Source organism: Verrucosispora sp. FIM060022 (assembly GCF_003977705.1).
Classification (GTDB): Bacteria; Actinomycetota; Actinomycetes; order Mycobacteriales; family Micromonosporaceae; genus Micromonospora; species Micromonospora gifhornensis.
Map to the genome: position 1 here is coordinate 79,732 of NZ_RQIV01000015.1, position 23,479 is coordinate 103,210.

Consider the following 23,479-nt stretch of genomic DNA (forward strand, 5'->3'; position numbering starts at 1 on the left):
GGTCCGTGTGAGGTCAAAGCCAAACCACTCGTCATCACGAGTCGGAACCCATGAGGCGTCGCATGACCAAGACGTTGAACCCGATCGACCTCGAGATCGTGACCGAAGGTCTCATCTCGATCGTGCGCGAGATGCGCCAGACGATCTTCCGCACCGCGCACTCCCCCGTCATCGCCGATGCGCAGGACTTCTCCTGCGCGTTGTTCGACCCCAAGGGTCAGATGGTGGCCCAGGGCCGGGACATGCCCGGGCACGTCATCGCCATGCCGGCTTCCGTCGCCGAGATCTTCGCCGACTTCGCCGACGAGATGCGCCCCGGCGACCTGTACATCGTCAACGATCCGTACCGGGGCGGCAGTCACCTCAACGACGTCACACTGATCACCCCGGTCTTCGTCGACGGCGAGTTGTTCCTCTTCCCCTGCGTGCGCATGCACTGGGCCGACATCGGCGGGATGACTCCCGGCAGCGTCTCCGGGCAGGCCACCGAGATCCTTCAGGAGGGGTTGCGCATCCCGCCGATCAAGCTGATCGAGCAGGGTCGCCCCAACGCCGCCGCGTACGCCATCCTCTTCGCCAACGTGCGGATGGCCGACGAGCGTCGCGGCGACCTGGAGAGCTGCATCGCCGCCTGCTTCACCGCCGAGCGGCGACTGCGCGAACTCGTCGGCCGCTACGGCGCGCCACTGCTGCTCGACAGCGTGGCCGCCAACATGGACCGCACCGAGCAGCGGCTGCGCGACCGCATCCGGCAACTGCCCGACGGTGTCTACCGCTACGAGGACTACCTCGACCTCTACACCGACGGGCGGTACGACCCCGCGCTGGTGCGCTGCGTGCTCACCATCGACGGCGACGAGATCGACGCCGACTTCCGGGGCTCGTCCACGCAGGTCGCCGCCGTCGTCAACTCCTCGCGGGCGATGACCGTCGCCGGCGTCTTCATCGCCGTCAAGAGCGCGCTCGACCCCGGCGGCCTGGTCAACCACGGCGCCTTCCGGCCGCTGCGGGTGCACACCGAGCCGGGCACCGTCGTGCACGTCGCCTACCCCGCGCCCGCCAACGCGCACAGCGAGGTACGCAAGCGGGTCATCTCCGCGGTCATGGCCACGCTGAGTCAGGTCGCGCCCGACCTCATCGCAGCCGACCAATTCGGAACCACCTTCCAGAACCTCATCGGCGGCGTGGACCAACGCACCGGCCGGTCCTACCTGTACTACGACTACCCCGCAGGTGGCAACGGCGGCTTCCTGGAATCCGACGGTCCGAGCGCGATGAACCCCGTCGACCTCGGCGACATCTCCACCATCCAGTCCGTCGAACGGCTGGAGACGGAGATCCCGATCGTCGTCGACGCCTCCGAGCTGCGACTCGGCTCATGCGGCGACGGGGCACGCCGGGGCGGGCTGGGCAGCCGACGCGAAACCCGGCTGCTCGCCAGCAACGGGGCGTACTCGGTGCAGACCGACCGCACCACCGTGCCGCCGTACGGTCTGCACCGTGGTGGCCCCGGTGCCCCCACCGTGACGTTCGTGCGCCGCGCCGACGGCGAACGGGTCGACTTCGACACCCCCGGCAAGGTCGCCGGCTTCGCGATGCGCAGCGGCGACGTGCTCGTCATGGAGTCCGCCGGTGGCGGCGGCTGGGGCGATCCGCTCGAGCGTGAACCCGCCGCCGTCGCCGACGACGTGACGCAGGGCTACCTGGACGCCGACGATGCGCAGCACCGCTACGGCCTGCGGTTCGACGCCGACGGCCGGGTCGACGCCGCCGCGACCGCAGCGGCCCGGCAGGAACTGCGCCGCCGGCGCACCTGGCTGCGGGTCGGCACCACCGACCGGCAGCCGTACACCGGGGAGCGTGGCCGGCGACGGCTCGCCTACGTGGGTCCGGGCACCGGCCTGGCCGACGGCGCCCTCGTGGAGATCCACGGCCCGCACCCCGCGCCCCTGCGGGCCTGGGTCCGGCACGACCCGGACCTGACCGACGACCAACTGGCCCTCGACGACGACGGGCTGCAGATCCTCGGCGCCGAACCCGACGAGCGCACGTTCGTGCGGGTGCTGGCCGACCGGGGCACGACCGGGGAGGGACCGGCATGAGCAGAGTCTTCCGCGTGCCCGTGGCACCCGCCCGTTCGGGCGGTGCCCGCCGCTACGACACCACCGAACGACCTTCGGCGGAGCCGACGCCCGCCCGCGCCGGCATCGTCGCCGGGGTGCTGAGCCCGCACCCGCCGCACCTGATCTACGCGGAGAACCCGCCGCAGAACGAGCCGCGGTCCACCGGCGGCTGGGAGGTGCTGCGCTGGGCGTACGAGCGGCTGCGCAAGCGCATCCGCGAGGTGCACCGCCCCGACGTGCTGATCGTGCACGCCCCGCACTGGATCACGATGGTCGGTCACCACGTCAACTGCGTGCCCAACCCGCGCGGTGTCTCCGTCGAGCCGATCTTCCCGCACCTGTTCCGGTACTCCTACGACTTCCGTACCGATGTGGAGCTGGGCGAGGCCATCGCCGACGAGGCCACCGACCTGGGTCTGGTCACCCGCAAGCTGCACGACCCCCGGGTGCGGGTGGACTACGCCACCATCGGCGCGTTGCACCTGGTCAACCCGGCCTGGGACATCCCGGTGGTGTCGTTGTCGGCAAACAACAACCCGTACTTCTACTCCGAGGCGTCGCTGGAGGAGATGGAGGTGCTGGGCGAGGCGACCCGCCGGGCCGTCGAACGCACCGGCCGACGGGCCGTGCTGCTGGCCTCCAACTCCCTGTCCCACCTGCACTGGCACGAGGAGCCGGAACTGCCGGAGGACATGGAACGCGAGCACCCGTACAACAACCACCAGTACCGCTGGGACATGAAGCTGCTGGAGGCGATCCGCCGGGGGCCGACCGCGCCGCTGCGCGAGCTGATCACCGAGCACATCGAGGCGACCGCGTCGGAGACCAAGGCGGGCAGCCTGACCTGGATGTTGGCCGCGATGGGCTGGCCGCAGGTGCCCGGCGACGTCATGGGCTACGGAACGATCATCGGCACCGGCAACGCGGTCGTCGAGTGGACGCCCGAAGGAGGACACCGTGGCTGACACCGGCATCGTCGCCGGGGCGCTGCTGCCCGGCATGCCGCACCTGCTGGCCGAGAAGCCCGCGCAGTGCTGGGCCGACCTGGCTGCCGCCGCCCGGGAGGTGGGCGATCGGTTGCGTCGCCTCAAGCCCGACGTGGTGCTGCTGCTGTCCACCCAGTGGTTCACCGTGCTGGGTCACCAGTTCCAGTGCGACCCGAACCCGCGCGGCGAGCACGTCGACGAGAACTGGTACGCCTACGACTACGGCGAGCTCCGCTACGACCTGCGCTTCGACGTGCCGTTCACCGAGCGGTGGACCGATCACGTGAACAAGGCCGGCATGCAGGCCCGGCGTACCCGCTACGACGGCTTTCCGATCGACACCGGCACCATCGTCACCTCGGCGCTGCTCGACCCGGACCGCGAGCTGCGCTGGGCGCAGGTGTCCTGCAACCTGTACGCCGACGCGCAGACCCTCGCCGACGTCGGTGCGGCCGGTGCCGCCGCGGCCCGCGAGGCCGGCGTCCGTGCCGCCGTCGTCGTGGTCACCGGCATGTCGTCCGGCCTGATCCAGCAGTGGATCGAGCCGCACGACGATCACGTCAGCGACCCCGGGCACGACCGCTGGAACCGGCGGGTGTTGGACCTGCTGACCGCCGGCAAGGTCGACGAGGTGTTGAAGATCCGCGAGGACTTCGCCCGGCAGGCGCAGGCCGACAGCCAGTTCCGCGCGCTGGCGTTCGCCGCCGGCGCCGGAGCGACGGCCGGTCCGGCGCAGCTGCACGCATACGGACCGCTCTGGGGCACCGGCGGTGCCGTCCTGTCCTGGAACCTGCCCTGAACATCGGAAAAGGAGAACCCATGCGGAACATGGCTGCCGGCTTCGTCGAGGCCGAGGGCTACACCGCCATCTTCGACGCGGTCGACGCGATGGTGAAGGCCACCGAGGTCGAGGTGACCCGCGTCGTGCGCCTCGGCGGCGGCATCGTCGCCGTCGCCCTGCGCGGCGACCTGGCCACCGTCGAGGAGGCCGTCGACATCGGCGAGGAGACCGCCAAGGCCAAGAGCCGGAAGGTGCGTTCCATCGTCTTCGCCAGCCCCTGTGACGCGGTCTCGGCGCTCGCCGTCGACCCTCGCCTCGTCGGCAACTGACCCGGTAAGGAGAACAACACATGCCTTCTGACATCGCCATCGGCATCGTCGAGACCCGGGGCGTGGTGGCCCTGTCCGCCGGGATCGAAGCCATGATCAAGACTGCGGACGTGCGCTGCATCGCCGTGGAGCGGGTGACCAGCGGTTACCTTGCCGCCGCCGTGCAGGGCACCCTCGCCGCCGTCCGGCAGGCCGTGGCCGCCGGCGAGGCCGCCATCCGGCAGCACGGCGAGCTGCGCAGCTCGCAGGTGTACCCCAAGCCGCACCCCACCACGGCGGCGCTGCTGGAGGACCCGGAGGCCGCCCGCATCCGCGAGGTCATGGCAAGCCTGCGGGGAGACGGCTGATGATTCTCGGTGAGGTCGTCGCCAAGGTCTGGCCGGACAAGATCCTGCCCACGTTGCAGGGCCGCCGGCTGGTGCTGGTCCGGCCCCGCAGCGAGGGGCCCGACCTGGTCGCGATCGACCCGCTCAACGTCGGCGTCGGCACCGTCGTGCTGATCGCCACCGACGAGGCGGCAGCCGCGGCCACGGGCGAGCCGACGGCCGACGCGGCCGTCGTGGCGCTCGTCGCTGACTCCACCACCGAACGATAGGGAACCAAGCCCATGACATCCGGGCGTACCACCCGTTGGCCGAGCGGCCTGATCGACGGGCGCCGCAGCGGCGACCTGCTGCTACCGAACTACGTCGGCGGTGAGTTCGTCACCGGCGGCACCTCGTTCGCGAAGGTGTCGCCGGTGACCGGTGAGACGCTGCTGCACGTCGCCGAGGCCGACCAGGCCACCGTGGACGCCGCGGTGACCGCCGCACGGGCCGCGCTGCGCGGCCCGTGGGGTGCCATGGGCGAGGGCGAGCGGGCCGCGGTGCTGCGCCGGGTCGCCGACGAGTTGGAACGCCGTTTCGACGACCTGGTCGCCGCCGAGGTCGCCGACACCGGCAAGTCGGTGGCCCAGGCCCGCACCTTGGACATCCCGCGCGGTGCGGCGAACTTCCGGACGTTCGCCGACATCATCACCGCCACTCCGACGGAGTCGTTCACCACCGTCACCGCGAGCGGTGGGCGGGCGCTGAACTACGCGGTCCGCAAGCCGGTCGGCGTGGTGGCGATCATCGTGCCGTGGAACCTGCCGCTGCTGCTGCTGACCTGGAAGGTGGCACCGGCCCTGGCGTGCGGCAACGCGGTGGTCGTCAAGCCCAGCGAGGAGACGCCGTCGTCGGCGACCGTGCTGGCCGAGGTGATGGCCGCCGCCGGTGTGCCCGACGGGGTGTTCAACCTGGTGCACGGCTTCGGTCCCGGCTCGGCGGGTGAGGCGCTCACCCGCCATCCGGGGGTGGACGCGATCACCTTCACCGGCGAGTCCGCCACCGGCTCGGCCATCATGCGTGCCGCGGCCGACGGGGTGAAGGCGGTGTCGTTCGAGCTGGGCGGCAAGAACGCCGGGCTGGTCTTCGCCGACGCCGATCTGGACGCGGCCGTCGAAGGCTCGGTGCGGTCCAGCTTCACCAACGGTGGTCAGGTCTGCCTGTGCACCGAACGGATCTACGTGCAGCGGCCGGTCTTCGAGGAGTTCGCGGCCCGGTTGGCGAAGCGGGCCGAGGAGCTGGCGTTCGGTTGGCCGTCCGAGCCGGCGACGATGACGATGCCGCTGATCTCGGCCAAGCACCGGGAGAAGGTGCTCGGCCACTACGAGCTGGCCCGCGCCGAGGGGGCCACCGTGCTGGCCGGCGGTGGCGTGCCGGTGTTCGGCGACGACCGCGACAGCGGCTCGTACGTGCAGCCCACCGTTCTGACCGGGTTGGGGCGGCACGCCCGCACCATGCGGGAGGAGATCTTCGGTCCGGTCTGCCACATCGCGCCGTTCGACGACGAGGACGAGGCGTTCGCGCTGGCCAACGACAGCGAGTACGGCCTGGCCGCCACGGTGTGGACCCGCGACGTGGGTCGGGCGCATCGGGCCGGGGCACGGCTGGAGGCCGGGCTGGTCTGGGTGAACACGTGGTTCCTGCGGGATCTGCGCACCCCGTTCGGTGGGGTGAAGGCGTCCGGCGTGGGACGCGAGGGCGGCACCCATTCGCTGCACTTCTACTCCGAACTCACTAACGTCTGCGTGGACCTCGGATGAGCGCCGACATCAAGGCCGCGGCCGCGGCGCTGCGCCAGGCGTACGCCACCGGGGTGGCCTGTCAGCCGTTGCGCGACGACCTGCTGCCGGCCGGTGACCTGACCGCCGCGTACGCCGTGCAGCAGGCCCAGGTCAGCGACTGGCTGGCCGAGGGTCGCCGGCTGGTCGGGGCGAAGGTGGGCCTGACCTCGCGGGCGGTGCAGGAGGCGTTCGGGGTCTTCCAACCCGACTTCGGTGTCCTCTTCGCCGACATGGCCGTCCCCGACGGCGCCGAGATCGACCCGCGGACCCTGTTGCAGCCGCGCGTCGAGGCAGAGGTCGCCTTCGTCCTCGGCCGCGACCTGCCCTACGACCAGGTCACCGTCGCCGACGTGGTGCGGGCCACCGATCACCTGCTGCCCGCCATCGAGATCGTCGACTCGCGGATCGCGAACTGGGATATCTCCATCGTGGACACGGTGGCCGACAACGCCTCCAGCGGCAGGTACGTGCTCGGCACCAGTCCGCGCCGGCTGGGTGAGGTCGACCTGCGGCTCTGCGGTGCCGTGCTGGAGCAGGGCGGCGAGCCCGTCTCCGTCGGGGCCGGGGCGGCGTGCCTGGGCAACCCGTTGCACGCCGTCGCCTGGCTGGCGGGGACCCTCGCCGCGAACGGTCGACCGCTGCGGGCCGGGGACACCGTGTTGTCCGGCGCGCTCGGCCCGATGGTGGCGGTGACCCCGGGCGCGGCGTACGAGGCCCGTATCTCCGGACTGGGCAGCGTCCGGGCCTGCTTCTCGAAAGGTGGCTCGTGAGCGCGAGGAGCGAGCCGGTTTTGCGAGCCCCGCAGTCGAGAACGAAAGGTGGCGCGTCATGAGCACCGGCGTGGCGGTGATCGGTTCCGGCAACATCGGCACCGACCTGATGATCAAAGTGTTACGGCTGTCGGAGTCGCTGCGGATGGTGGCGATGGTCGGCATCGACCCGGACTCCGACGGTCTGGCCCGGGCCCGTCGGCTCGGTGTGGCCACCACCGCCGCAGGTGTCGACGGGCTCGTCGCGATGCCGGAGTTCGCCGACGTCGGGATCGTCTTCGACGCCACAAGCGCGGGCGCGCACCGGCACAACGACGCGGTGCTGCGCGCCCACGGTCGCCGGGTCGTCGACCTGACCCCGGCCGCCATCGGCCCGTACGTGGTGCCGCCGGTGAACCTCGACGCCCACCTGGGCGAGCGCAACGTCAACATGGTCACCTGCGGCGGTCAGGCGACCGTGCCGATCGTCGCGGCCGTCGCCGCGGTCACGCCGGTGGCGTACGGCGAGATCGTCGCCTCGATCTCCTCCCGTTCGGCCGGTCCGGGCACCCGCGCCAACATCGACGAGTTCACCGAGACCACCGCCCGGGCCATCGAGGTGGTCGGCGGGGCGGGCCGCGGCAAGGCGGTGATCGTGCTGAATCCGGCGGAGCCGCCGCTGCTGATGCGCGACACGGTCTACTGCCTGTGCCCCGATCCGGACGCCGACCGCGACGCGATCACCGCGTCGGTGGAGGCGATGGTGGCGGCGGTGCAGCAGTACGTGCCCGGCTACCGGCTCAAGCAGCAGGTGCAGTTCACCGAGGTGGACACGTACGTGCCGGCGCTCGGCGGGCACTTCGTCGGCATTCAGGTCTCCGTGTTCCTGGAGGTCTCCGGTGCCGGCCACTACCTGCCCGCGTACGCGGGCAACCTGGACATCATGACAAGCGCCGCGCTGCGTACGGCCGAACGGATGGTCTCGTCGTGACCGATCTCTACATCCAGGACGTGACGCTGCGCGATGGCATGCACGCCATCGCCCACCGCTACACCGTGGACCAGGTGCGGACCATCGCGGCGGCGTTGGACGCCGCCGGGGTGGCCGCGATCGAGGTGGCGCACGGTGACGGGTTGGCCGGGTCGAGTGTCAACTACGGCCACGGTGCGGCAAGCGACGCCGAGTGGATCGCGGCGGCGGCCGAGGTGATGACGAACGCGAAGCTGACCACCCTGCTGCTGCCCGGTATCGGCACCATCGCCGACCTGAAGGCGGCCAAGGCCCTCGGCGTGACCAGTGTGCGCATCGCCACGCACTGCACCGAGGCGGACATCTCCGCGCAGCACATCTCCTGGGCCCGGGACAACGGCATGGACGTCGCCGGGTTCCTGATGATGTCCCACATGAACGATCCGGCCGGACTGGCCGCGCAGGCCAAACTGATGGAGTCGTACGGGGCGCACTGCGTCTACGTCACCGACTCCGGTGGCCGGCTGCTGATGTCCGATGTGGCGCAGCGGGTCGACGCGTACCGGCAGGTCCTCGAACCGAGCACCCAGATCGGCATCCACGCCCACCACAACCTCTCCCTCGGCGTGGCCAACAGCCTCGTCGCGGTCGAGCACGGGGTGCGCCGGGTGGACGCCTCACTGGCCGGGATGGGTGCCGGGGCGGGCAACGCGCCGCTGGAGGTCTTCGTCGCGGTGGCCGAGCTGAACGGCTGGAAGCACGGCTGTGACGTGTTCGCGCTGATGGACGCCGCCGAGGATCTGGTGCGTCCGTTGCAGGACCGGCCGGTGCGGGTGGACCGGGAGACGTTGTCGCTCGGTTTCGCCGGAGTCTACTCGTCGTTCCTGCGGCACGCGGAGAGCGCCGCCGGCCGCTACGGCGTGGACGTGCGCACCATCCTGCTGGAGTTGGGTCGCCGCAAGATGGTCGGCGGCCAGGAGGACATGATCGTCGACGTGGCGCTGGACCTGGTCCGGGACGCCGGGAAGGACCCGCAGTGATCGACACTATCGCCGCCCGGCTGGACGAGGCCGCCGTGACACGGACCGCGCTCGCCCAGTTCGGTGCCGACGCCGGCCTCGACGTGGCCACCGCGTACCAGGTGCAGGACGCCCTGGTGGCACGCCGGGTGGGCCGTGGTGAGGCGGTGGTCGGGGTGAAGCTGGGCCTGACCAGCCGGGCGAAGATGACCCAGATGGGCGTCGACGAGGTGATCTGGGGTCGGCTCACCGACGCGATGCACATCTGTGACGGCGGCACCGTCGACCTGTCCGGACACATCCATCCGAAGGTCGAGCCGGAGGTGGCGTTCCTCGTCGAGGGTGGCGCGATCGCCGCCGTCGCCCCCGCCGTCGAGCTCATCGACTCCCGGTACCGGGACTTCCGGTTCACCCTGGCCGAGGTGATCGCCGACAACACCTCCGCATCCGGCTTCGTCGTCGGGCCGTGGCAGCCGGTGCCCGACAACGTGGACAACCTCGGTGTGCTGCTGGAGGTCGACGGTCGGGTCGCGCAGGTCGGCTCGACCGCGGCGATCCTCGGCGACCCGCGCCGCGCCCTGCCCGAGGCGGCCCGCCTCGCCGGGGAACTGCGCGACGGCTGGGTGCTGCTGGCCGGCGCGGCGACCGCCGCGGTGCCCCTGACGCCGGGCGCGCACGTGCGGGTCACCGTCGAGCAGCTCGGCACCGTCTCGCTGCGGGCCTCGGCATGAGCGGGGCTCGGGTCGTCGCCGGCAAGGCCGTGCCGCGTGGCCGGTTCCCGCACGTCAAGGTCGCGGGCGGGTTCGCCTTCGTCTCCGGTACGAGCAGCCGCCGTCCCGACAACACGATCGCCGGTGCGACTGTGGACGCGCTGGGTACCACCTCGTTGGACATCGAGGTGCAGACCCGCGCGGTGATCGAGAACATGCGCGACATCCTGCGCGAGGTGGGCGCGGACCTGTCCGATCTGGTGCAGGTGACCACGTACCTGGTCAGCATGAACGACTTCGGCGGCTACAACCGGGTGTACGCCGAACTCTTCGACGAGACCGGGCCGACGCGTACCACCGTGGCGGTGCACCAGTTGCCGCACCCGCACCTGCTGATCGAGATGCAGGGGATCGCGCTGCTGCCGGTCGACTGAGGCCACGTCTGCTGGGAGCGATACCAGGCAGGGTGAGAATTCCGCCCAGTCGATGGCTACACTCACCGCAGCGCCGGAACCGCCCGCAGACTTCACCCGGCGTTGTTCCTCATTGAATGGAGACGCCTGTGACCCGCGACAAGGCGGCACCCCCTGGCATCGACACCAGCATTCCCAGCGTCGCCCGGGTCTACGACTTCTTTCTCGGCGGCAAGGACAACTTCGAGGTCGACCGAAAGGTCGCCGAACACGCCCTGCGGATCACCCCGGACGGGCCGGCAGCCGGCCAGGCGAACCGGGCCTTTCTGCGTCGGGTGATTCGCTTCCTTGTCACCGAGGCCGGCATCGACCAGTTCCTCGACATCGGATCAGGGCTGCCCACCCAGGGCAACGTGCACGAGGTCGCCACCGAGCACAACCCGAAGGCCCGGGTGGTGTATGTGGACAATGACCCGATCGTTCTGGCGCACGGGCGGGCCCTGCTCGCCGAGGAGGGCACGGCGACGGTGATCCAGGCGGATGTCCGGGCACCGCAGGAGATTCTCAACAATCCGGAGGTACGTCGGTTCCTCGATTTCGACCGGCCGATCGGGTTGTTGCTTTTCGCGATCCTGCACCACGTCGGCGACGACGAGCAGCCCCGAGCGTTGGCAGCCGAGTTGATCGACGCGCTGCCGTCCGGCAGCTACGTGGCGATTTCCCACTTCCGGGACCCGGGTGAGCGTGATCCGGAGGGCTCCCGCAAGGCGCGCGAGGTCGAACGGGTCTTCAACGAGTCGCTGGGCACCGGCCGTTGGCGCACCGACGAGGAGATCCTCGCCTTCGCCGATGGGCTGACGGTGCTGGAGCCGGGGCTGGTGCCGCTGGCCGAGTGGCGTCCGGAGTCAGGCACGCCAACTCCACAGCAGACCGACACCTATCACACCTTCGTCGGGCTCCTCGCCCGCAAACCATAGGCTTCGGCCACCCGAGTCCGTCGGCGGGACGTGTGTCCTGCCGACGGACTTCCCGCGCCGGTCACCGGCGGCGCAGAACGGATCCCGCGTGGTGCAGGACGTCCCCGTCGGGTGCCGAAAACCTGTCGCGGCGCGTGCTGGTGTCCACCTAGTCTCGGATTCGCCATGTCGACCACGGTAGGTTCGTCGTCGGTGGGCAGCCTGGTCCTGGTACTCCTAGGAAGGGCTCGGCCTGCGGCTCGTCCGGCGAATCGGATGCCGCCGGTGCTACCGTGGTCACGCAGGATCTGGCCCTGGATGGTCAGCGAATCAGGGAGACGAGACATGCAGGGAGACGACGACATCTCCGGGTGAGACCGGACATGTGATCGGCCGTCCGGCCCGCGCCCGTGAGTGCCGGTGCCGTGGACGGTTGTCGTTTCTTCCAGACCGTGTCCCCCCTGTCGGGCGGCTGAGGTCCGCCTGCCCTCACATCCGAGGTTCTGTCCCGATGTCCGATTCTTTCGTCGTCTGCTCGAACCTGAGCTTTTCCTGGCCGGATGACACCCCGGTCTTCCAGGACCTGTCCTTCACGATCGGTGCCGGCCGTACCGGGTTGGTCGCGCCGAACGGTGCCGGCAAGAGCACCCTGCTGCGGCTGCTCGCCGGCGAGTACCGACCCACCGCCGGGTCCGTCTCGACCCAGGGGGTACTGGGCTATCTCCCGCAGACCCTGCCGCTGGTCGGTGACCGCACCGTGGCCGAGGTGCTGGAGATCGCTCCGCTGATCGGGGCACTGCATGCCATCGAGTCCGGGGACGCCGACGAGGAGCACTTCACCACGATCGGCAACGACTGGGACATCGAGGAGCGGACCCGTGCGCAGTTGGACCGGCTCGGCCTCGGTGACCTGGCCTTCGATCGGCGTCTGGACACGCTCAGCGGCGGGCAGGTCGTCTCCCTCGGTCTGGCCGCGCAGTTGTTGAAGCGGCCCGACGTGCTGCTGTTGGACGAGCCGACGAACAATCTCGACATCGAGGCCCGGCACAAGCTCGCCGAGGTGCTGGAGCAGTGGACCGGCTGTCTGCTGCTGGTCAGCCACGACCGGGCGCTGCTGGACCGGATGGACCGGATCGCCGAACTGGACCGCGGCGATCTTCGGTTCTACGGCGGCAACTTCACCGCGTACGAGGCAGCGGTGCGCGCCGCGCAGGAGGTGGCGGAGAAGAACGTCCGCAACGCCGAGCAGGAACTCAAGCGGGAGAAGCGGGAGTTGCAGGAGGCCCGCGAGCGGGCGGCGCGGCGGGCCGGCAACGCCTCGCGCAACCTCAAGAACGCGGGCCTGCCGAAGATCTTCGCCGGCACGCTGAAACGCAACGCCCAGGAGTCGGCGGGCAGGGCGGACGAGCTGCATTCCGCGCGGGTCAGCGAGGCGAAGGCCCGGCTCGACGAGGCAGGGCAGGCGCTGCGCAACGAGCAGAAGCTCTCCTTGGAACTGCCCGGCACCCAGGTGCCGGCCGGCCGCACGTTGCTGGCCGCTGAACGGATGCAGGTCCGCTACGGTGGGCGGCCGGTCTTCGCCGACGACGGCGTCGACCTGACGATCCGGGGCCCGGAGCGGATCGCGTTGCTCGGTGCCAACGGTGCCGGCAAGTCCACGTTGCTACGCCTGGTCACCGGCACTCTGGAGCCCGAGGGTGGCCAGATCAGACGGGCGGACGGCCGGATCGCGTACCTGTCGCAGCGGCTGGACCTGCTGGATCCGGAGCGTACGGTGGCGGAGAACCTGGCGGTGTTCGCGCCGCAGGCGCCGGAGGCGCGGCGGATGCACCTGCTCGCCCGTTTCCTGTTCCGGGGCGCCCGAGCGCAGCTGCCGGTCGGGGTGCTCTCCGGTGGCGAGCGGCTGCGTGCCACTCTGGCCTGTGTCCTGGGCGCGGAGCCGGCACCGCAGCTCCTGCTGCTCGACGAGCCGACCAACAATCTCGACCTGGTCAGCGTCGGTCAGTTGGAGAGTGCGCTCAACGCCTATCGGGGTGCGCTGTTGGTGGTAAGCCACGACGAGCGGTTCCTCGCGGAGATCAAGGTCAGCCGCTGGCTGCGGCTCGCCGAGGGACGTCTGCTGGAGACCGGTCCCCCACCAGCCGACTGATGTCGTCGTCAGCGTCCTTTCCCCTGCCGGTGTCGGCAGCGCCAGCGCTGCCGTCGGCCACCGCCGTATCGGGACTTCTCCTCGGCCACGGTGACGACGGTGGCGAAGGCGGTCGTGAAGGGCTGTCCCAGGGCCGGTGGCAGGGGGGTCCTGCTGACGCAGCGTCGCAGCCGGGGCAGGGTCTGCCTGCCCCGCGCCGCGTCGAGCAGGGCCGCGTACATCGCCGAGGTGCCGTGGAAGACGGTGACCTCCTCGCGGAGCATGAGCTCCAGTGCCGCCGGGCCGGTGAATCGGCTCAGCAGCACCAGGGTCGCCCCGGCGGCGAAGGTGCCGGTCAGTGCGACGTCCTGGCCGAAGCGGCCACCCAGTGGCAGGCAGCTGAGCACCACGTCGCCGTCGTCCGGGTCGGTCGCGGTCCGGCCGGCCGGGTCGTCGTCGGTGTCCGGGTCCGCAGCGGCGCCGCCGGGTGCGGGGTCGCTGAGGTCTTCCAGCCGGGGTACGCCGGACGGGCCGCGGGTCGGTCCGACGGTGACCAGCGGTACGCCGGCCCGGGCGCTGACCCACTGCCCGGCGGCCAGTTGTGAGGTGTGGCAGACGAGCAGTCGCGCGCCGCGCAGCAGGTGAACCGTCTGCGGGCTGGTCGGCGCGCCGATCGGCACGGCGTGCGCACCGGCGGCGAGGGCGGCGTAGTAGACCCGGGGAAAGTCGACCACGTTCGGTGCGAGCAGGGCCACCGTGTCGCCGGCGCGTACCCCTGCGGCACGTAGCCCGGCGCCGTAGCAGCGGGCCTCCCACCACAGTTCGGCGTACGTGACGCGGACCCGTCCGTCGACGACGGCGACGGTGTCGGCGTGCCGGCGGGCGGAGCCGGCCAGCACGGTCGCCGGGGAGAGCGTGGTCATCGGGGCGGGTCGGTGTACAGCCGGCTCACCGTCTCGGCCACGCAGACCGGCTTGTCACCGCCGTCGTTGTGCACCGTCACCGTGGCGACCAGCTGCGCCCCGCCGTCGAACGGGGTGACCTGGTCGATGGTGGCGACGACCCGTACCGCGCTGCCGACGCGTACCGGTGCGGGAAAGCGGACCCGGTTGAGGCCGTAGTTGATGCCCATCCGCACCCCGTCGACCCGGTACAGCTGGCCGACCAGGGCCGGTATCAGGGAGAGCGTCAGGTAGCCGTGGGCGATGGTGCCGCCGTACGGTCCGGCTGCCGCCCGTTCCTGGTCGAGGTGGATCCACTGGTGGTCGTCGGTGGCGTCGGCGAACAGCTCGACCCGACGTTTGTCGACCGGGAACCACGGGCCGGGGCCGAGCGGCTCGCCGACCGCGCCGGCCAACTCGTCGATGCTGGCGAAGGTCCTCATCCCAGGTGTCCTCCGAGTTTCGTGTAGCCGCGCAGCAGGTCGCGGGAGATGATCAGTCGTTGCATCTCGTCGGTGCCCTCGAAGATCCGGTACAGCCGCACCTGCCGGTACCAGCGTTCGATCGGCAGTTCGCGGGTGTAGCCCATCCCGCCGTGGATCTGCATGACCCGGTCGACCACCCGGTTGACCATGCCGGCGCCGTAGAGCTTCGCCATGGAGGAGGCGTGCCGGGGGTCCATTCCGGCGTCGACCGTCCAGGCGGCCCGCAGGATGAGCCAGCGGGCGGCTTCCAGCTCGGTCTCCGAGTCGGCGATCATCCACTGGATGGCCTGGTTGGTGCCGATCTTGGTGCCGAAGGTCTCCCGGGTGTTGGCGTGATCGATGGCCATCCGCAGTGCCCGTTCGGCGATGCCGACGGCGTGTGAGGGGATGGTGTAGCGGCCCTTGCCGATCCACTGCATGGCCAGCGCGAACCCCTGGCCCTCCTCGCCGAGGATGTTGCGGTGCGGTACGCGTACGTCGTCGAAGAACAGCGACGCCGGGCCGCCCTCGCCCATGGTGGGGATGAACTCCGACCGCCAGCCCATCGACCGGTCCACCAGGAAGGCGGTCGCCCCGCCGTTGCGGGCGCCCCGCTCGGGGTCGGTGACGGCGATGACGATGGCGAAGTCGGCCTCGTTGCCGCCGGTGATGAAGGTCTTCTCGCCGTTGAGGATCCAGTCGTCGCCGTCGCGTCGGGCGCGGAAGCGGATGTTGGCGGCGTCCGAGCCGGCCCCCGGCTCGGTGATGGCGAAGCAGGAGTTGCGGTCACCGGCGATGGTGGGCAGCAGGAACTCCTGCCGCTGCTCCTCGGTGGCGTAGAAGAGGATGTTGTCGGCCTCGCCACCGAAGCGGAACGGCACGAAGGTGCGGCCGATCTCGGTCCAGATCAGCGACTGCATGACGGCGGGCAGGTCCATGCCGCCGTACTCCTGCGGCGTGGCCAGGCCCCAGAAGCCGAACTTCTTGGCCTTGAGCTGCAACTCGCGCAGCTCGGAGGGTTCCAGGCCGGGCTGGTGGGCCCGTTCCCGGCGCAGCAGTTCCTGCTCCAGCGGCATGACCTCGCGGGTGATGAAGTCGCGGGCGGTGTCGCGGATGGCCCGTTCCTCGTCGGACAGCCCGAAGTCCATGTGCTCACGGTTCCTTTCGTCAGAAGGCGTTGACGCCGGTGAGCGCCCGCCCGATGAGTAGCTGCTGGATCTGGCTGGTGCCCTCGTAGAGGGTGGTGACGCGAGCGTCGCGCAGGTATTTGCCGACCGGGTACTCGTCGATGTAGCCGTACCCGCCGAAGACCTGGATGGCGTCGTTGGCGGCACGCACGGCGGCCTCGCTGGCGAACAGCTTGGCCATCGACGCCTCGGTGGCGTACGGCTGGCCCCGGTCGATCAGGTCGGCGACCTGCCAGACCAGCAGCCGCGCCGCGGCGGTGTCGACGGCGATGCGGGCCAGCAGTTGCTGCACGAGTTGGTGTCCGGCGATGGGTTTGCCGAACTGGGTGCGGGCGCCGGCGTAGTCGACGGCGGCGTTCAGGCAGCCCTGGGCGATGCCGACGCATCCGGCGGCGACCGACATGCGTCCCTTGGCGAGGGTGCCCAACGCCAGCCGGAAGCCGGCGCCGCACTCGCCGAGGCGGGCGGTGTCGGGCACCCGTACGCCGTCGAGGACGAGTTCGGCGGTGGCCTGTCCGCGCAGGCCCAGCTTGCCCTTGATCTCGGATCGGGACAGGCCCGGGCTGTCGGTGGGCACCAGGAACGCGGTGATGCCCCGGTGGCCGGGGCCGCCGGTGCGGGCGAAGAGCAACGCGACGTCGGCGGTGGTGCCATTGGTGATGAACGTCTTGCGGCCGGTGAGCAGCCAGTCGTCGCCGTCGCGGACCGCGCGGGTGGTCAGCGCCGCGGCGTCCGAGCCGCTGTCCGGTTCGGTGAGTGCGAAGCAGCCGAGCGCGGTGCCCGAGCAGAGCGCGGGCAGCCACTGTTCGCGTTGCTCTCGCGTGCCGTGGGTGGCGATCGACTTGGCGACCAGGCCGAGGGAGACCGACACGATGCCGCGTACGGCGGAGTCGCCTCGGCCGAGTTCCTCAAGCACCAGGCAGTACGCGAGATGGTCGCCGCCGGAGCCGCCGTACTCCTCGTCGATGGTGAGGCCGAGGAAGCCGACGTCGCCGAGTTTGCCGACGATGCCGGGGTCGACCGCCTCGCGCCGGTCCCAGGTCGCCGCGTGTGGCACCACCTCGCGGTTGACGAAGTCGGCGGCGAGCTCCCGGACCGCGACCTGCTCGGCGGAGAGGTGAAGGTCCATACGATTAAACTAGCGCTGCAAGTTTTATGCTGTCCAGACCCCGGTGTGCGACAGTTCCCCGCGAGCCACCGATGCGAAGGAGGACGCCCATGCCCCGGCCTCGACAGGCACTGCTCAGCCGGGAGCGGATCGTCGAGACCGCCGCCGCGTTGATCGACGCCGACGGACTCGACGCGTTCTCCACCCGGCGGCTCGCCGCCGCGCTCGGCGTACGCGGGCCCTCGCTGTACAACCACTTCGCCACCAAGGACGAGATCCTCGACGCGGTCGCGGACAGCATCACCGGCCAGGTGGACGTGTCGTTCTTCGGCGAGGTCGACTGGCGTGAGGCACTGCGTCGCTGGGGGCACGGGTTCCGGGCCGCCCTGGCGGCGCATCCGAACATCGTGCCGCACCTGGCCCAGGGTCCCGGTCGACGTCCGGCGGCGCTGGCCATGGCCGACGCCGTCTACGGCGGGCTGGTCGCGGCGGGTTGGTCGCCGGCTCGGGCGACGCACATCGGCGCGCTGATGCGCTACTTCGTGACCGGTTCGGCGCTCGGCTCCTTCGCCCGGGGCTTCGTGGAGGATCCGGGGCTCTATGCCGAGCAGTACCCGCACCTGAGCCAGGCCCACCGCCTCGCCGAGCACCAGCAGCGCGTCGACGAGGGCGCGTTCGCCCTCGGCCTGGAGGCGCTCATCGACGGGCTGTCGCACACCTACGAGCGGCTCGTAGGTCCACTTGCCCCCCTCCCGCCGGAGGGCGGGACGCACTAGAGTCCAAACTTGCACCGCTAGTTTTAGTCGAGGTGGAGGCACATGGAATCCGTACGGACCGATTTCTACCTCGACGGAGCCTGGGTTCCCGCCGACGGCCGGCAGTCGCTGGAGGTGCACAACACCAGCACCGAGCAGGTCATCGGCACGGTCCCGGCCGGCACCGCCGACGACGTCGACCGGGCGGTGGCCGCCGCCCGGGCCGCCTTCGAGGGCTGGGCCGCGACCGACCCCGTCGACCGGGCCGCCCACCTCGACCGACTGCACGCCGAGCTGACCGCCCGCGCCGGGGACATCGCCCACACGGTCGCCACCGAACTCGGCACCCCGCTCAAGGTCGCCACCCGCGTCCAGGTCGGACTTCCGCTGACCGTCCTGCGCAGCTACGTCGACCTGGCCGCCCAGCCGCCGGCGCCGCAGACCGTGGGCAACTCCCTTGTGGTACGCGAACCCGTCGGCGTCATCGGGGCGATCACCCCGTGGAACTACCCGCTGCACCAGATCGTCGCCAAACTCGCTCCCGCCCTGGCGGCCGGGTGCACGCTGGTGCTCAAGCCGAGCGAGCTGACCCCGCTTACCGCGTACCTGCTCTTCGACGCCATCGACGCCGCCAGCCTGCCACCGGGCGTGGTCAACCTGGTCACCGGCACCGGGCCGATCGTCGGCGAGGCCCTCGCCGGCCACCCCGACGTGGACCTGGTCTCCTTCACCGGCTCCACCGCCACCGGCCGGCGCATCGCCCACCTGGCCGCCGACCGGATCGCCCGGGTCGCGTTGGAACTCGGCGGCAAGTCGGCGAACGTCATCCTCGACGATGCCGACCTGACCGCCGCGGTCAAGGTCGGCGTCGGCAACGCGATGCTCAACTCGGGGCAGACCTGCACCGCGTGGACCAGGATGCTTGTGCACCGCGACCGCTACGACGAAGCCCTCGACCTGGCCGCCACGGCGGTCGCCGGCTACCGGCTCGGCGACCCGTTCGACCCGGCCACCCGACTCGGCCCCCTGGTCTCCGCTGCGCAACGCGACCGGGTACGCGAGCACATCGCCCGTGGCCTGGCCGACGGCGGCCGACTCGTCGTCGGCGGACCCGACGCCCCCGTGCCGTCGCGCGGCTGGTTCGTCGCCCCGACGATCATCGCCGACGTCGACCCCGACAGCGCCCTGGCCCAGGAAGAGGTCTTCGGGCCGGTCCTGGCGGTCATCCCCGTCGACGACGACGACCACGCCGTACGGGTCGCCAACAACTCCCGCTACGGGCTGGCCGGCGCGGTCTGGTCCACCGACGAAGAACGCGCGGTGCAGGTGGCCCGCCGGCTGCGCACCGGGGCCGTCGATATCAACGGCGCACCCTTCAACCCCCTGGCACCGTTCGGCGGCTACAAGCAGTCCGGCCTCGGCCGCGAACTGGGCACCCACGGGCTGGCGGAGTTCTGCGAACTGAAGGCGATCCAGCGGTGAGGGGCCTCGTCGCCAGGGCCGCTGGCACTCCCCCACGCGTCGAGCAGGTCGACCTGCCCGACATCGACACCGGGCAGGTACGGGTGACGATCCGGGCCGCCGGCGTCTGCCACTCCGACCTGTCCATGGTCGACGGCACCATCGCCGCCCCGTACCCGCTGCTGCTCGGCCACGAAGCCGCCGGTGTGGTCGTCGAGATCGGCGACGGCGTCGACCGGGTCGCGGTCGGCGACCACGTGGTGCTCAACTGGGCGCCACCCTGCCGCGCCTGCTGGTCCTGCACCCACGGCGAACCCTGGCTGTGCGAACACACCGGCACCCCAGCCACAGAGGCCGGGCACACCCTCGACGGCGAGCCGCTGCACGTCACCCTCGGCCTCGGCGCGCTGGCCGAGCAGGTGGTGGTGCCGCAGCAGGCGATGGTGGTCGTACCGGCAGACCTGCCCTTCCCCACCGCGGCGCTGCTCGGCTGCGCGGTGCTCACCGGCGTCGGCGCGATCCGGCGTACCGCCGCCGTGCGCCCCGGCGACTCGGTCGCCGTCATCGGCCTCGGCGGCGTCGGCCTGTCCGCGGTCGCCGCCGCCCGCGCCGCCGGTGCCGCCACCGTCATCGCCGTCGACGTCTCCCCCGCCAAAGCCGACCTGGCCCACGCCGCCGGTGCCACCGACTTCCTACTCGCCGACGACACCCTCAGCCGCGCGGTACGAACGTTGACCGGGGGTCGCGGCGTCGACCATGCGGTGGAGTGCGTCGGCCGGGCCGCCACCATCCGCACCGCCTGGCGGGCCACCCGTCGCGGCGGACAGGTCATCGTGGTCGGCATGGGCGGCAAGGACGACATCGTCGGTCTCAGCGCACTGGAGATCTTCCACTCCGCCCGGACCCTGCGCTCCTCGGTGTACGGCTCCTCCGACCCGGACCGGGACCTGCCGGAGCTGGCCCGCTCGGTGCTCGACGGCAGCTTCGACCTCGACTTCCTGGTCAGCGACCGGATCACCCTCGACGAGGCACCTGAGGCTCTGGCCCGGATGGCCCGTGGCGAGGGCGCCCGTACGGTGGTTCAGTTCGACTGACGCGCATCCGGCGGCGAGGGGATCGACGTGGCGTTGACCAGGAAGGGCTCTGGATCGGCGGCCCGCCGGTCCCTGTTCGTCCATCGATGGTCGCGGCAGTCATCCGCACGGCGCGGAGCGAGGGATGGCGGCCCAGCCAGCCGGTGCCGGCCCTTCCGCTCCGTCAGGTCCACACCGCTCGGTGTATCCAGACCACCGTGTCGTACGTTCGTCGCCTACAGTCGCTGCCATGCAGCGCCCAGTCAGCTTCTACCGCCGAACGCGCGACATCCTGAAACAGGTGGGCTGGTCCGCCGGTCGGGCTGTGGACACAGCACAGTGGGAGGCTGACCTAGAGGCAGACGGCTTCCTTCCCCTGCATCCGGTCGCGCGACGGTTCCTCACCGAGTTCGGCGGGCTCACCGTCCACAACAGCGAGCCTGGTGTCACCCGTGCTCGGGAACCCTTCACGCTGGTTCCAACCGAATGCTCCGGCGAAGCTGATCGATTCATTGGATGGGGAGAACGAATCAGCCGTGACATAGCGCCGATCGGTGAACTGGCGGGTGGAACCTGCGGATGCGCGCTGCTCGGCATCGACGAGCAGGAAGAGATATACCTCGTCACCGATGGGCTCGCCACCTTCGGCCGTCTGCCGAGGGCCATGGACCACCTTGCTCTCGGATACATGCCTCGCAAGATCGGCTAGCGCTGCTCCTCTCCCCGACCGAACTATCCGCTCAGAACCGCGCTCGCTGACCGGGCTCACGGTAGGCACGAGGACTCGCTCCTACATTTCCGGCACCTGCCTGGCCCAGCCGATGAACCGGCGATGCAGCGCCCCGGCCGGTGCCCACGGCATGTCCTCGGCGGCCTGCACGAGACAGACACCGAGATAGAGAGCCAGCGACACCGGCGCGCCCGCGTACTCCGCGCGCAACTCCCGCCGCCGCGTCGGACACGGCCAGGGCAGGTCACAGCCACCACAACTCCAGATCGGCATCACCGGGCCATGGGTGGTCACCGCGCACCGCCCAGAAACCGGGCCACGCTCGCGCGAGCCTGCCGGCTCGTCGCCCACTCCACCTGCCAACACGGGTACGGCACCAACCGCGCCCACCACACCCGACAACCCACACACATCCCATCAAGCCCACGAACGTGTACGGCGAGGATCGTCTGTTCCGGCCCGCCGGTCACTGCTCACCCTCCCCAGGCCAGTGACCACGATTGATCGGAATGCGATGTCGAGCACGGCAGGGCAGATCGGCACCGCAACGACAGACCCGCCGCCACCGCCGCCAACACCACACCGGACGATGCCGCCGGGCAAAGGTCAACGCGGTAGCCGACAGGTACTCGTCGTACGAGACGCGCCGCTTCAGCGGTATCGAAACATCTCTGACCGCCGAGGGCTGTTGTGTGCCTCGCGCCTGGTCCAACAACCGCCGCCGGGCGGCCTCCTGCTCCATCGTCTGAATGCGTTGTCCATCGCTGGAGACAACCGGCGACGGGAAGTACCGACTGACGATTCGTCGCAGGAGTCCAATGCCCACTGTCATGTGTCCAGCCCTCCGCCTTGAGGGCACAGAGGGGACACCTGCTGATGTGTCTCGTTCCGGCCCGGGTGCAGTGAGGTCCAGCGTCACGCCGTGCGCGTCAACGATCCAGAAGGTGACTGTCCGCTAACCAGGTGTGCTGTCCGCTGGTGGTCGATGTCCAGGGGCGTACTCGATGCACAGGTCACGCAATGTCGCGGCCTCTGGTGCCCCCGACTGCTCCACCTTCGCCAGCAATTCCGCAGCCCGCCACCAGTTCGACGGCACCACCCGCCCGGACTCCACGGCCTGCGCCCCAAGTGCGACCGCCTCATCCGGCTGCCCGGCGGCGACCAGGGCAAGACCGAGGTCGAGACGGGCCGACGCGGACCGGCGGGGCCGCGCTCCCCCATCGCCGTACGGGTCCAGATCGGCCAACACAGCCCGCGCCACCTGCTCGGCACCGGGGTCACCCGCCCACGCCAAAGTCGTGGCCGTATATGCGGCAGCCTTGGCCGGGTCGTACCGATAGTGGTGCTCGGCTCGCTCAGGAACGGGCAGATTCGCTGTCATCCGTTCGACCCGGTCCAACGCTCGCCGCGTCGCACCGACGTCCCCGATCCGCGCCCACGCACGAGCCTCCTGAGCAGTTGCCTGAATGCGGGCAGAGCTGCCCTTCGGGGCGACCCGCTGAGCTTGTTCGGAGAGATCGAGTGCCGTCCGGTAGTCGCCTTGAGTCAACACGTCCCAGGCCCGGGTTTCGAGACACCATGCCTGGATCTCGGCATGCTCCGCATGTTCGGCAAGATCACGAGCAGCTCGCAAGTGGGCAGCCGCAGCAGTCCGCTGCCGCAGGTCGATGTGCACGGTCGCCCGCAGCACCGCCAACCAGCCACCGGCAATCAACAACCGCCGTTGCTGAGCAAGCGTGACCCGTCCGTCCAGCAACCGCCCGACATAGGCGAGGTGCTGCCGTACCAGCGGCAACAGATCCGCCGGGGCCATCGTGGGATAGGCACTGGCGAGGTCGTCAACGCCCTGCTCGATCCGTTCGAGCACGTCCCTGCTCACATCGCTGGCGGCGACTCTCGCCCGCAGCTCACCGGCCTCGGCCGCATGGTCGACAGGCGCATCGACCAATCGAGCAAGCGAACCCCCCGCATCGAGAACCCGGTCCAGGTGACGCGCCGTGTCGACCGTCGGAGCTTTGAGCCCTGCCTCCAACTCGTGCAGATGGCTTTTACTCCGATGCGCGAGCTGCCCCAGGGATCGAAGCGACAAACCGCGCCGCTCCCGAAACTCGCGCAGTGCTGCCCCGAAGCGCGGGTCGACGGACGAAGCCATAGCGCCGCTCCAAGCTCAAGATGCCAGGCGAACTCACCCAGCCACTACCCCGTCGACGGTACCCCCAACGATGTGCATCGTTGACCCCTCGCTTGTAAATTCGGGGCGCGTCATCCGGCGGGGTCCCGCGCACGTCTCTGACGTCGGACGCTGATCCGCCGCCGGCTGGTTGGGAGTGTCAAGTTAACGGCTGATCTTGGTTGTTGAGGTGGTCAGTTGTTGGCCGGGGTGAGTCGGCCTTCGAAGGCGATCTGGAAGGCGTTCAGGGGTGCTTTCCAGCGCATGGTCCATCGTCGGC

At 70.5% G+C, this 23,479-nt stretch carries 24 protein-coding genes and 1 pseudogene; 18 read left to right on the plus strand and 7 right to left on the minus strand.

Annotated features, from left to right (window positions below; genetic code table 11):
• Positions 1 to 62 precede the first annotated feature (62 nt).
• The 14 genes from EG812_RS27150 (at position 63) to abc-f (ending at position 13,331) form a co-directional block, all read left to right on the plus strand.
• A complete protein-coding gene (locus EG812_RS27150; protein ID WP_126713256.1) occupies positions 63 to 2,102 on the plus strand; it encodes a hydantoinase B/oxoprolinase family protein in 2,040 nt (679 codons plus the stop codon).
• Positions 2,099 to 3,088 carry a DODA-type extradiol aromatic ring-opening family dioxygenase gene (locus tag EG812_RS27155; protein ID WP_013733322.1) on the plus strand — a complete coding sequence of 330 codons (990 nt, stop codon included), beginning with the start codon at positions 2,099 to 2,101 and terminating at the stop codon, positions 3,086 to 3,088. The genes EG812_RS27150 and EG812_RS27155 overlap by 4 nt, the downstream gene beginning before the upstream one ends.
• Complete coding sequence (locus EG812_RS27160; RefSeq protein ID WP_013733321.1) at positions 3,081 to 3,908, plus strand: DODA-type extradiol aromatic ring-opening family dioxygenase; 828 nt, start codon at positions 3,081 to 3,083, stop codon at positions 3,906 to 3,908. The genes EG812_RS27155 and EG812_RS27160 overlap by 8 nt, the downstream gene beginning before the upstream one ends.
• 20 nt (positions 3,909 to 3,928) lie before the next feature.
• Positions 3,929 to 4,219 (plus strand): BMC domain-containing protein, encoded by a 291-nt coding sequence (locus EG812_RS27165; protein WP_013733320.1) that lies wholly within the window; start codon positions 3,929 to 3,931, stop codon positions 4,217 to 4,219.
• A 20-nt stretch (positions 4,220 to 4,239) separates the two neighbouring features.
• Positions 4,240 to 4,566 (plus strand): BMC domain-containing protein, encoded by a 327-nt coding sequence (locus EG812_RS27170; RefSeq protein ID WP_013733319.1) that lies wholly within the window; start codon positions 4,240 to 4,242, stop codon positions 4,564 to 4,566.
• Positions 4,566 to 4,814 (plus strand): EutN/CcmL family microcompartment protein, encoded by a 249-nt coding sequence (locus tag EG812_RS27175; RefSeq protein WP_013733318.1) that lies wholly within the window; start codon positions 4,566 to 4,568, stop codon positions 4,812 to 4,814. Before EG812_RS27170 ends, EG812_RS27175 begins: the two co-directional genes overlap by 1 nt.
• Before the next feature lie 12 nt (positions 4,815 to 4,826).
• The gene (locus EG812_RS27180) at positions 4,827 to 6,344 is read left to right on the plus strand and encodes a 2-hydroxymuconic semialdehyde dehydrogenase (RefSeq protein WP_233579662.1); all 1,518 of its coding nucleotides are present in this window, start codon (positions 4,827 to 4,829) and stop codon (positions 6,342 to 6,344) included.
• The gene (locus EG812_RS27185) at positions 6,341 to 7,135 is read left to right on the plus strand and encodes a 2-keto-4-pentenoate hydratase (RefSeq protein WP_102658971.1); all 795 of its coding nucleotides are present in this window, start codon (positions 6,341 to 6,343) and stop codon (positions 7,133 to 7,135) included. The genes EG812_RS27180 and EG812_RS27185 overlap by 4 nt, the downstream gene beginning before the upstream one ends.
• A 58-nt stretch (positions 7,136 to 7,193) precedes the next feature.
• Complete coding sequence (locus tag EG812_RS27190; RefSeq protein WP_126713257.1) at positions 7,194 to 8,105, plus strand: acetaldehyde dehydrogenase (acetylating); 912 nt, start codon at positions 7,194 to 7,196, stop codon at positions 8,103 to 8,105.
• Entirely contained in the window at positions 8,102 to 9,124 is a 1,023-nt protein-coding gene (gene dmpG / locus EG812_RS27195) for a 4-hydroxy-2-oxovalerate aldolase (protein WP_126713258.1), read from the plus strand. Before EG812_RS27190 ends, dmpG begins: the two co-directional genes overlap by 4 nt.
• Positions 9,121 to 9,834 carry a 2-keto-4-pentenoate hydratase gene (locus EG812_RS27200; protein WP_013733313.1) on the plus strand — a complete coding sequence of 238 codons (714 nt, stop codon included), beginning with the start codon at positions 9,121 to 9,123 and terminating at the stop codon, positions 9,832 to 9,834. The genes dmpG and EG812_RS27200 overlap by 4 nt, the downstream gene beginning before the upstream one ends.
• Positions 9,831 to 10,247 (plus strand): RidA family protein, encoded by a 417-nt coding sequence (locus tag EG812_RS27205; protein WP_013733312.1) that lies wholly within the window; start codon positions 9,831 to 9,833, stop codon positions 10,245 to 10,247. The genes EG812_RS27200 and EG812_RS27205 overlap by 4 nt, the downstream gene beginning before the upstream one ends.
• 128 nt (positions 10,248 to 10,375) lie before the next feature.
• A complete protein-coding gene (locus EG812_RS27210; protein ID WP_013733311.1) occupies positions 10,376 to 11,203 on the plus strand; it encodes an SAM-dependent methyltransferase in 828 nt (275 codons plus the stop codon).
• A gap of 490 nt (positions 11,204 to 11,693) precedes the next feature.
• Complete coding sequence (abc-f, locus tag EG812_RS27215) at positions 11,694 to 13,331, plus strand: ribosomal protection-like ABC-F family protein (protein ID WP_013733310.1); 1,638 nt, start codon at positions 11,694 to 11,696, stop codon at positions 13,329 to 13,331.
• Between the two features lie 8 nt (positions 13,332 to 13,339).
• On the opposite strand, the gene EG812_RS27220 is transcribed toward abc-f, so the two are convergent.
• Genes EG812_RS27220 through EG812_RS27235 form a run of 4 tightly spaced genes read right to left on the minus strand, consistent with a single transcriptional unit; the run spans position 13,340 to position 17,031 of the window.
• The gene (locus EG812_RS27220) at positions 13,340 to 14,233 is read right to left on the minus strand and encodes an AMP-binding protein (protein WP_013733309.1); all 894 of its coding nucleotides are present in this window, start codon (positions 14,231 to 14,233) and stop codon (positions 13,340 to 13,342) included.
• Positions 14,230 to 14,694 (minus strand): MaoC family dehydratase, encoded by a 465-nt coding sequence (locus tag EG812_RS27225; RefSeq protein ID WP_013733308.1) that lies wholly within the window; start codon positions 14,692 to 14,694, stop codon positions 14,230 to 14,232. Before EG812_RS27225 ends, EG812_RS27220 begins: the two co-directional genes overlap by 4 nt.
• On the minus strand, positions 14,691 to 15,863 hold the full coding sequence (locus tag EG812_RS27230) for an acyl-CoA dehydrogenase family protein (protein WP_013733307.1): 1,173 nt from the start codon (positions 15,861 to 15,863) through the stop codon (positions 14,691 to 14,693). The genes EG812_RS27225 and EG812_RS27230 overlap by 4 nt, the downstream gene beginning before the upstream one ends.
• A 19-nt stretch (positions 15,864 to 15,882) precedes the next feature.
• The gene (locus EG812_RS27235; RefSeq protein WP_013733306.1) at positions 15,883 to 17,031 is read right to left on the minus strand and encodes an acyl-CoA dehydrogenase family protein; all 1,149 of its coding nucleotides are present in this window, start codon (positions 17,029 to 17,031) and stop codon (positions 15,883 to 15,885) included.
• 89 nt (positions 17,032 to 17,120) lie between these two features.
• Here EG812_RS27235 and EG812_RS27240 point away from each other — a divergent pair, with 89 nt between their 5' ends.
• The 4 genes from EG812_RS27240 to EG812_RS27255 all read left to right on the plus strand — a co-directional run bounded on the left by EG812_RS27240 (position 17,121) and on the right by EG812_RS27255 (position 21,008).
• Positions 17,121 to 17,786: a TetR/AcrR family transcriptional regulator gene (locus tag EG812_RS27240; RefSeq protein ID WP_013733305.1), complete on the plus strand. Its 666-nt coding sequence runs from the start codon at positions 17,121 to 17,123 to the stop codon at positions 17,784 to 17,786.
• Positions 17,787 to 17,828: 42 nt separating this feature from the next.
• The gene (locus tag EG812_RS27245) at positions 17,829 to 19,247 is read left to right on the plus strand and encodes an aldehyde dehydrogenase family protein (RefSeq protein WP_013733304.1); all 1,419 of its coding nucleotides are present in this window, start codon (positions 17,829 to 17,831) and stop codon (positions 19,245 to 19,247) included.
• Positions 19,244 to 20,320 (plus strand): zinc-binding dehydrogenase, encoded by a 1,077-nt coding sequence (locus tag EG812_RS27250; RefSeq protein ID WP_126713259.1) that lies wholly within the window; start codon positions 19,244 to 19,246, stop codon positions 20,318 to 20,320. Before EG812_RS27245 ends, EG812_RS27250 begins: the two co-directional genes overlap by 4 nt.
• Before the next feature lie 229 nt (positions 20,321 to 20,549).
• Positions 20,550 to 21,008, plus strand: coding sequence for an SUKH-3 domain-containing protein (locus EG812_RS27255; RefSeq protein ID WP_013733302.1), 459 nt, complete (start codon positions 20,550 to 20,552; stop codon positions 21,006 to 21,008).
• An 81-nt stretch (positions 21,009 to 21,089) separates the two neighbouring features.
• Here EG812_RS27255 and EG812_RS27260 read toward each other — a convergent pair whose 3' ends face one another.
• The 3 genes and pseudogenes from EG812_RS27260 to EG812_RS27275 form a co-directional block, all read right to left on the minus strand.
• Positions 21,090 to 21,323 carry a hypothetical protein gene (locus tag EG812_RS27260; protein ID WP_013733301.1) on the minus strand — a complete coding sequence of 78 codons (234 nt, stop codon included), beginning with the start codon at positions 21,321 to 21,323 and terminating at the stop codon, positions 21,090 to 21,092.
• Positions 21,320 to 21,712 (minus strand): annotated as a pseudogene (locus tag EG812_RS30150) (hypothetical protein); the annotation flags it as partial. The gene EG812_RS27260 and the pseudogene EG812_RS30150, both read right to left, overlap by 4 nt.
• Before the next feature lie 272 nt (positions 21,713 to 21,984).
• Positions 21,985 to 23,181, minus strand: a complete 1,197-nt coding sequence (locus tag EG812_RS27275; RefSeq protein ID WP_126713260.1) for a helix-turn-helix domain-containing protein — start codon at positions 23,179 to 23,181, stop codon at positions 21,985 to 21,987.
• Between the last annotated feature and the right edge of the window lie 298 nt (positions 23,182 to 23,479).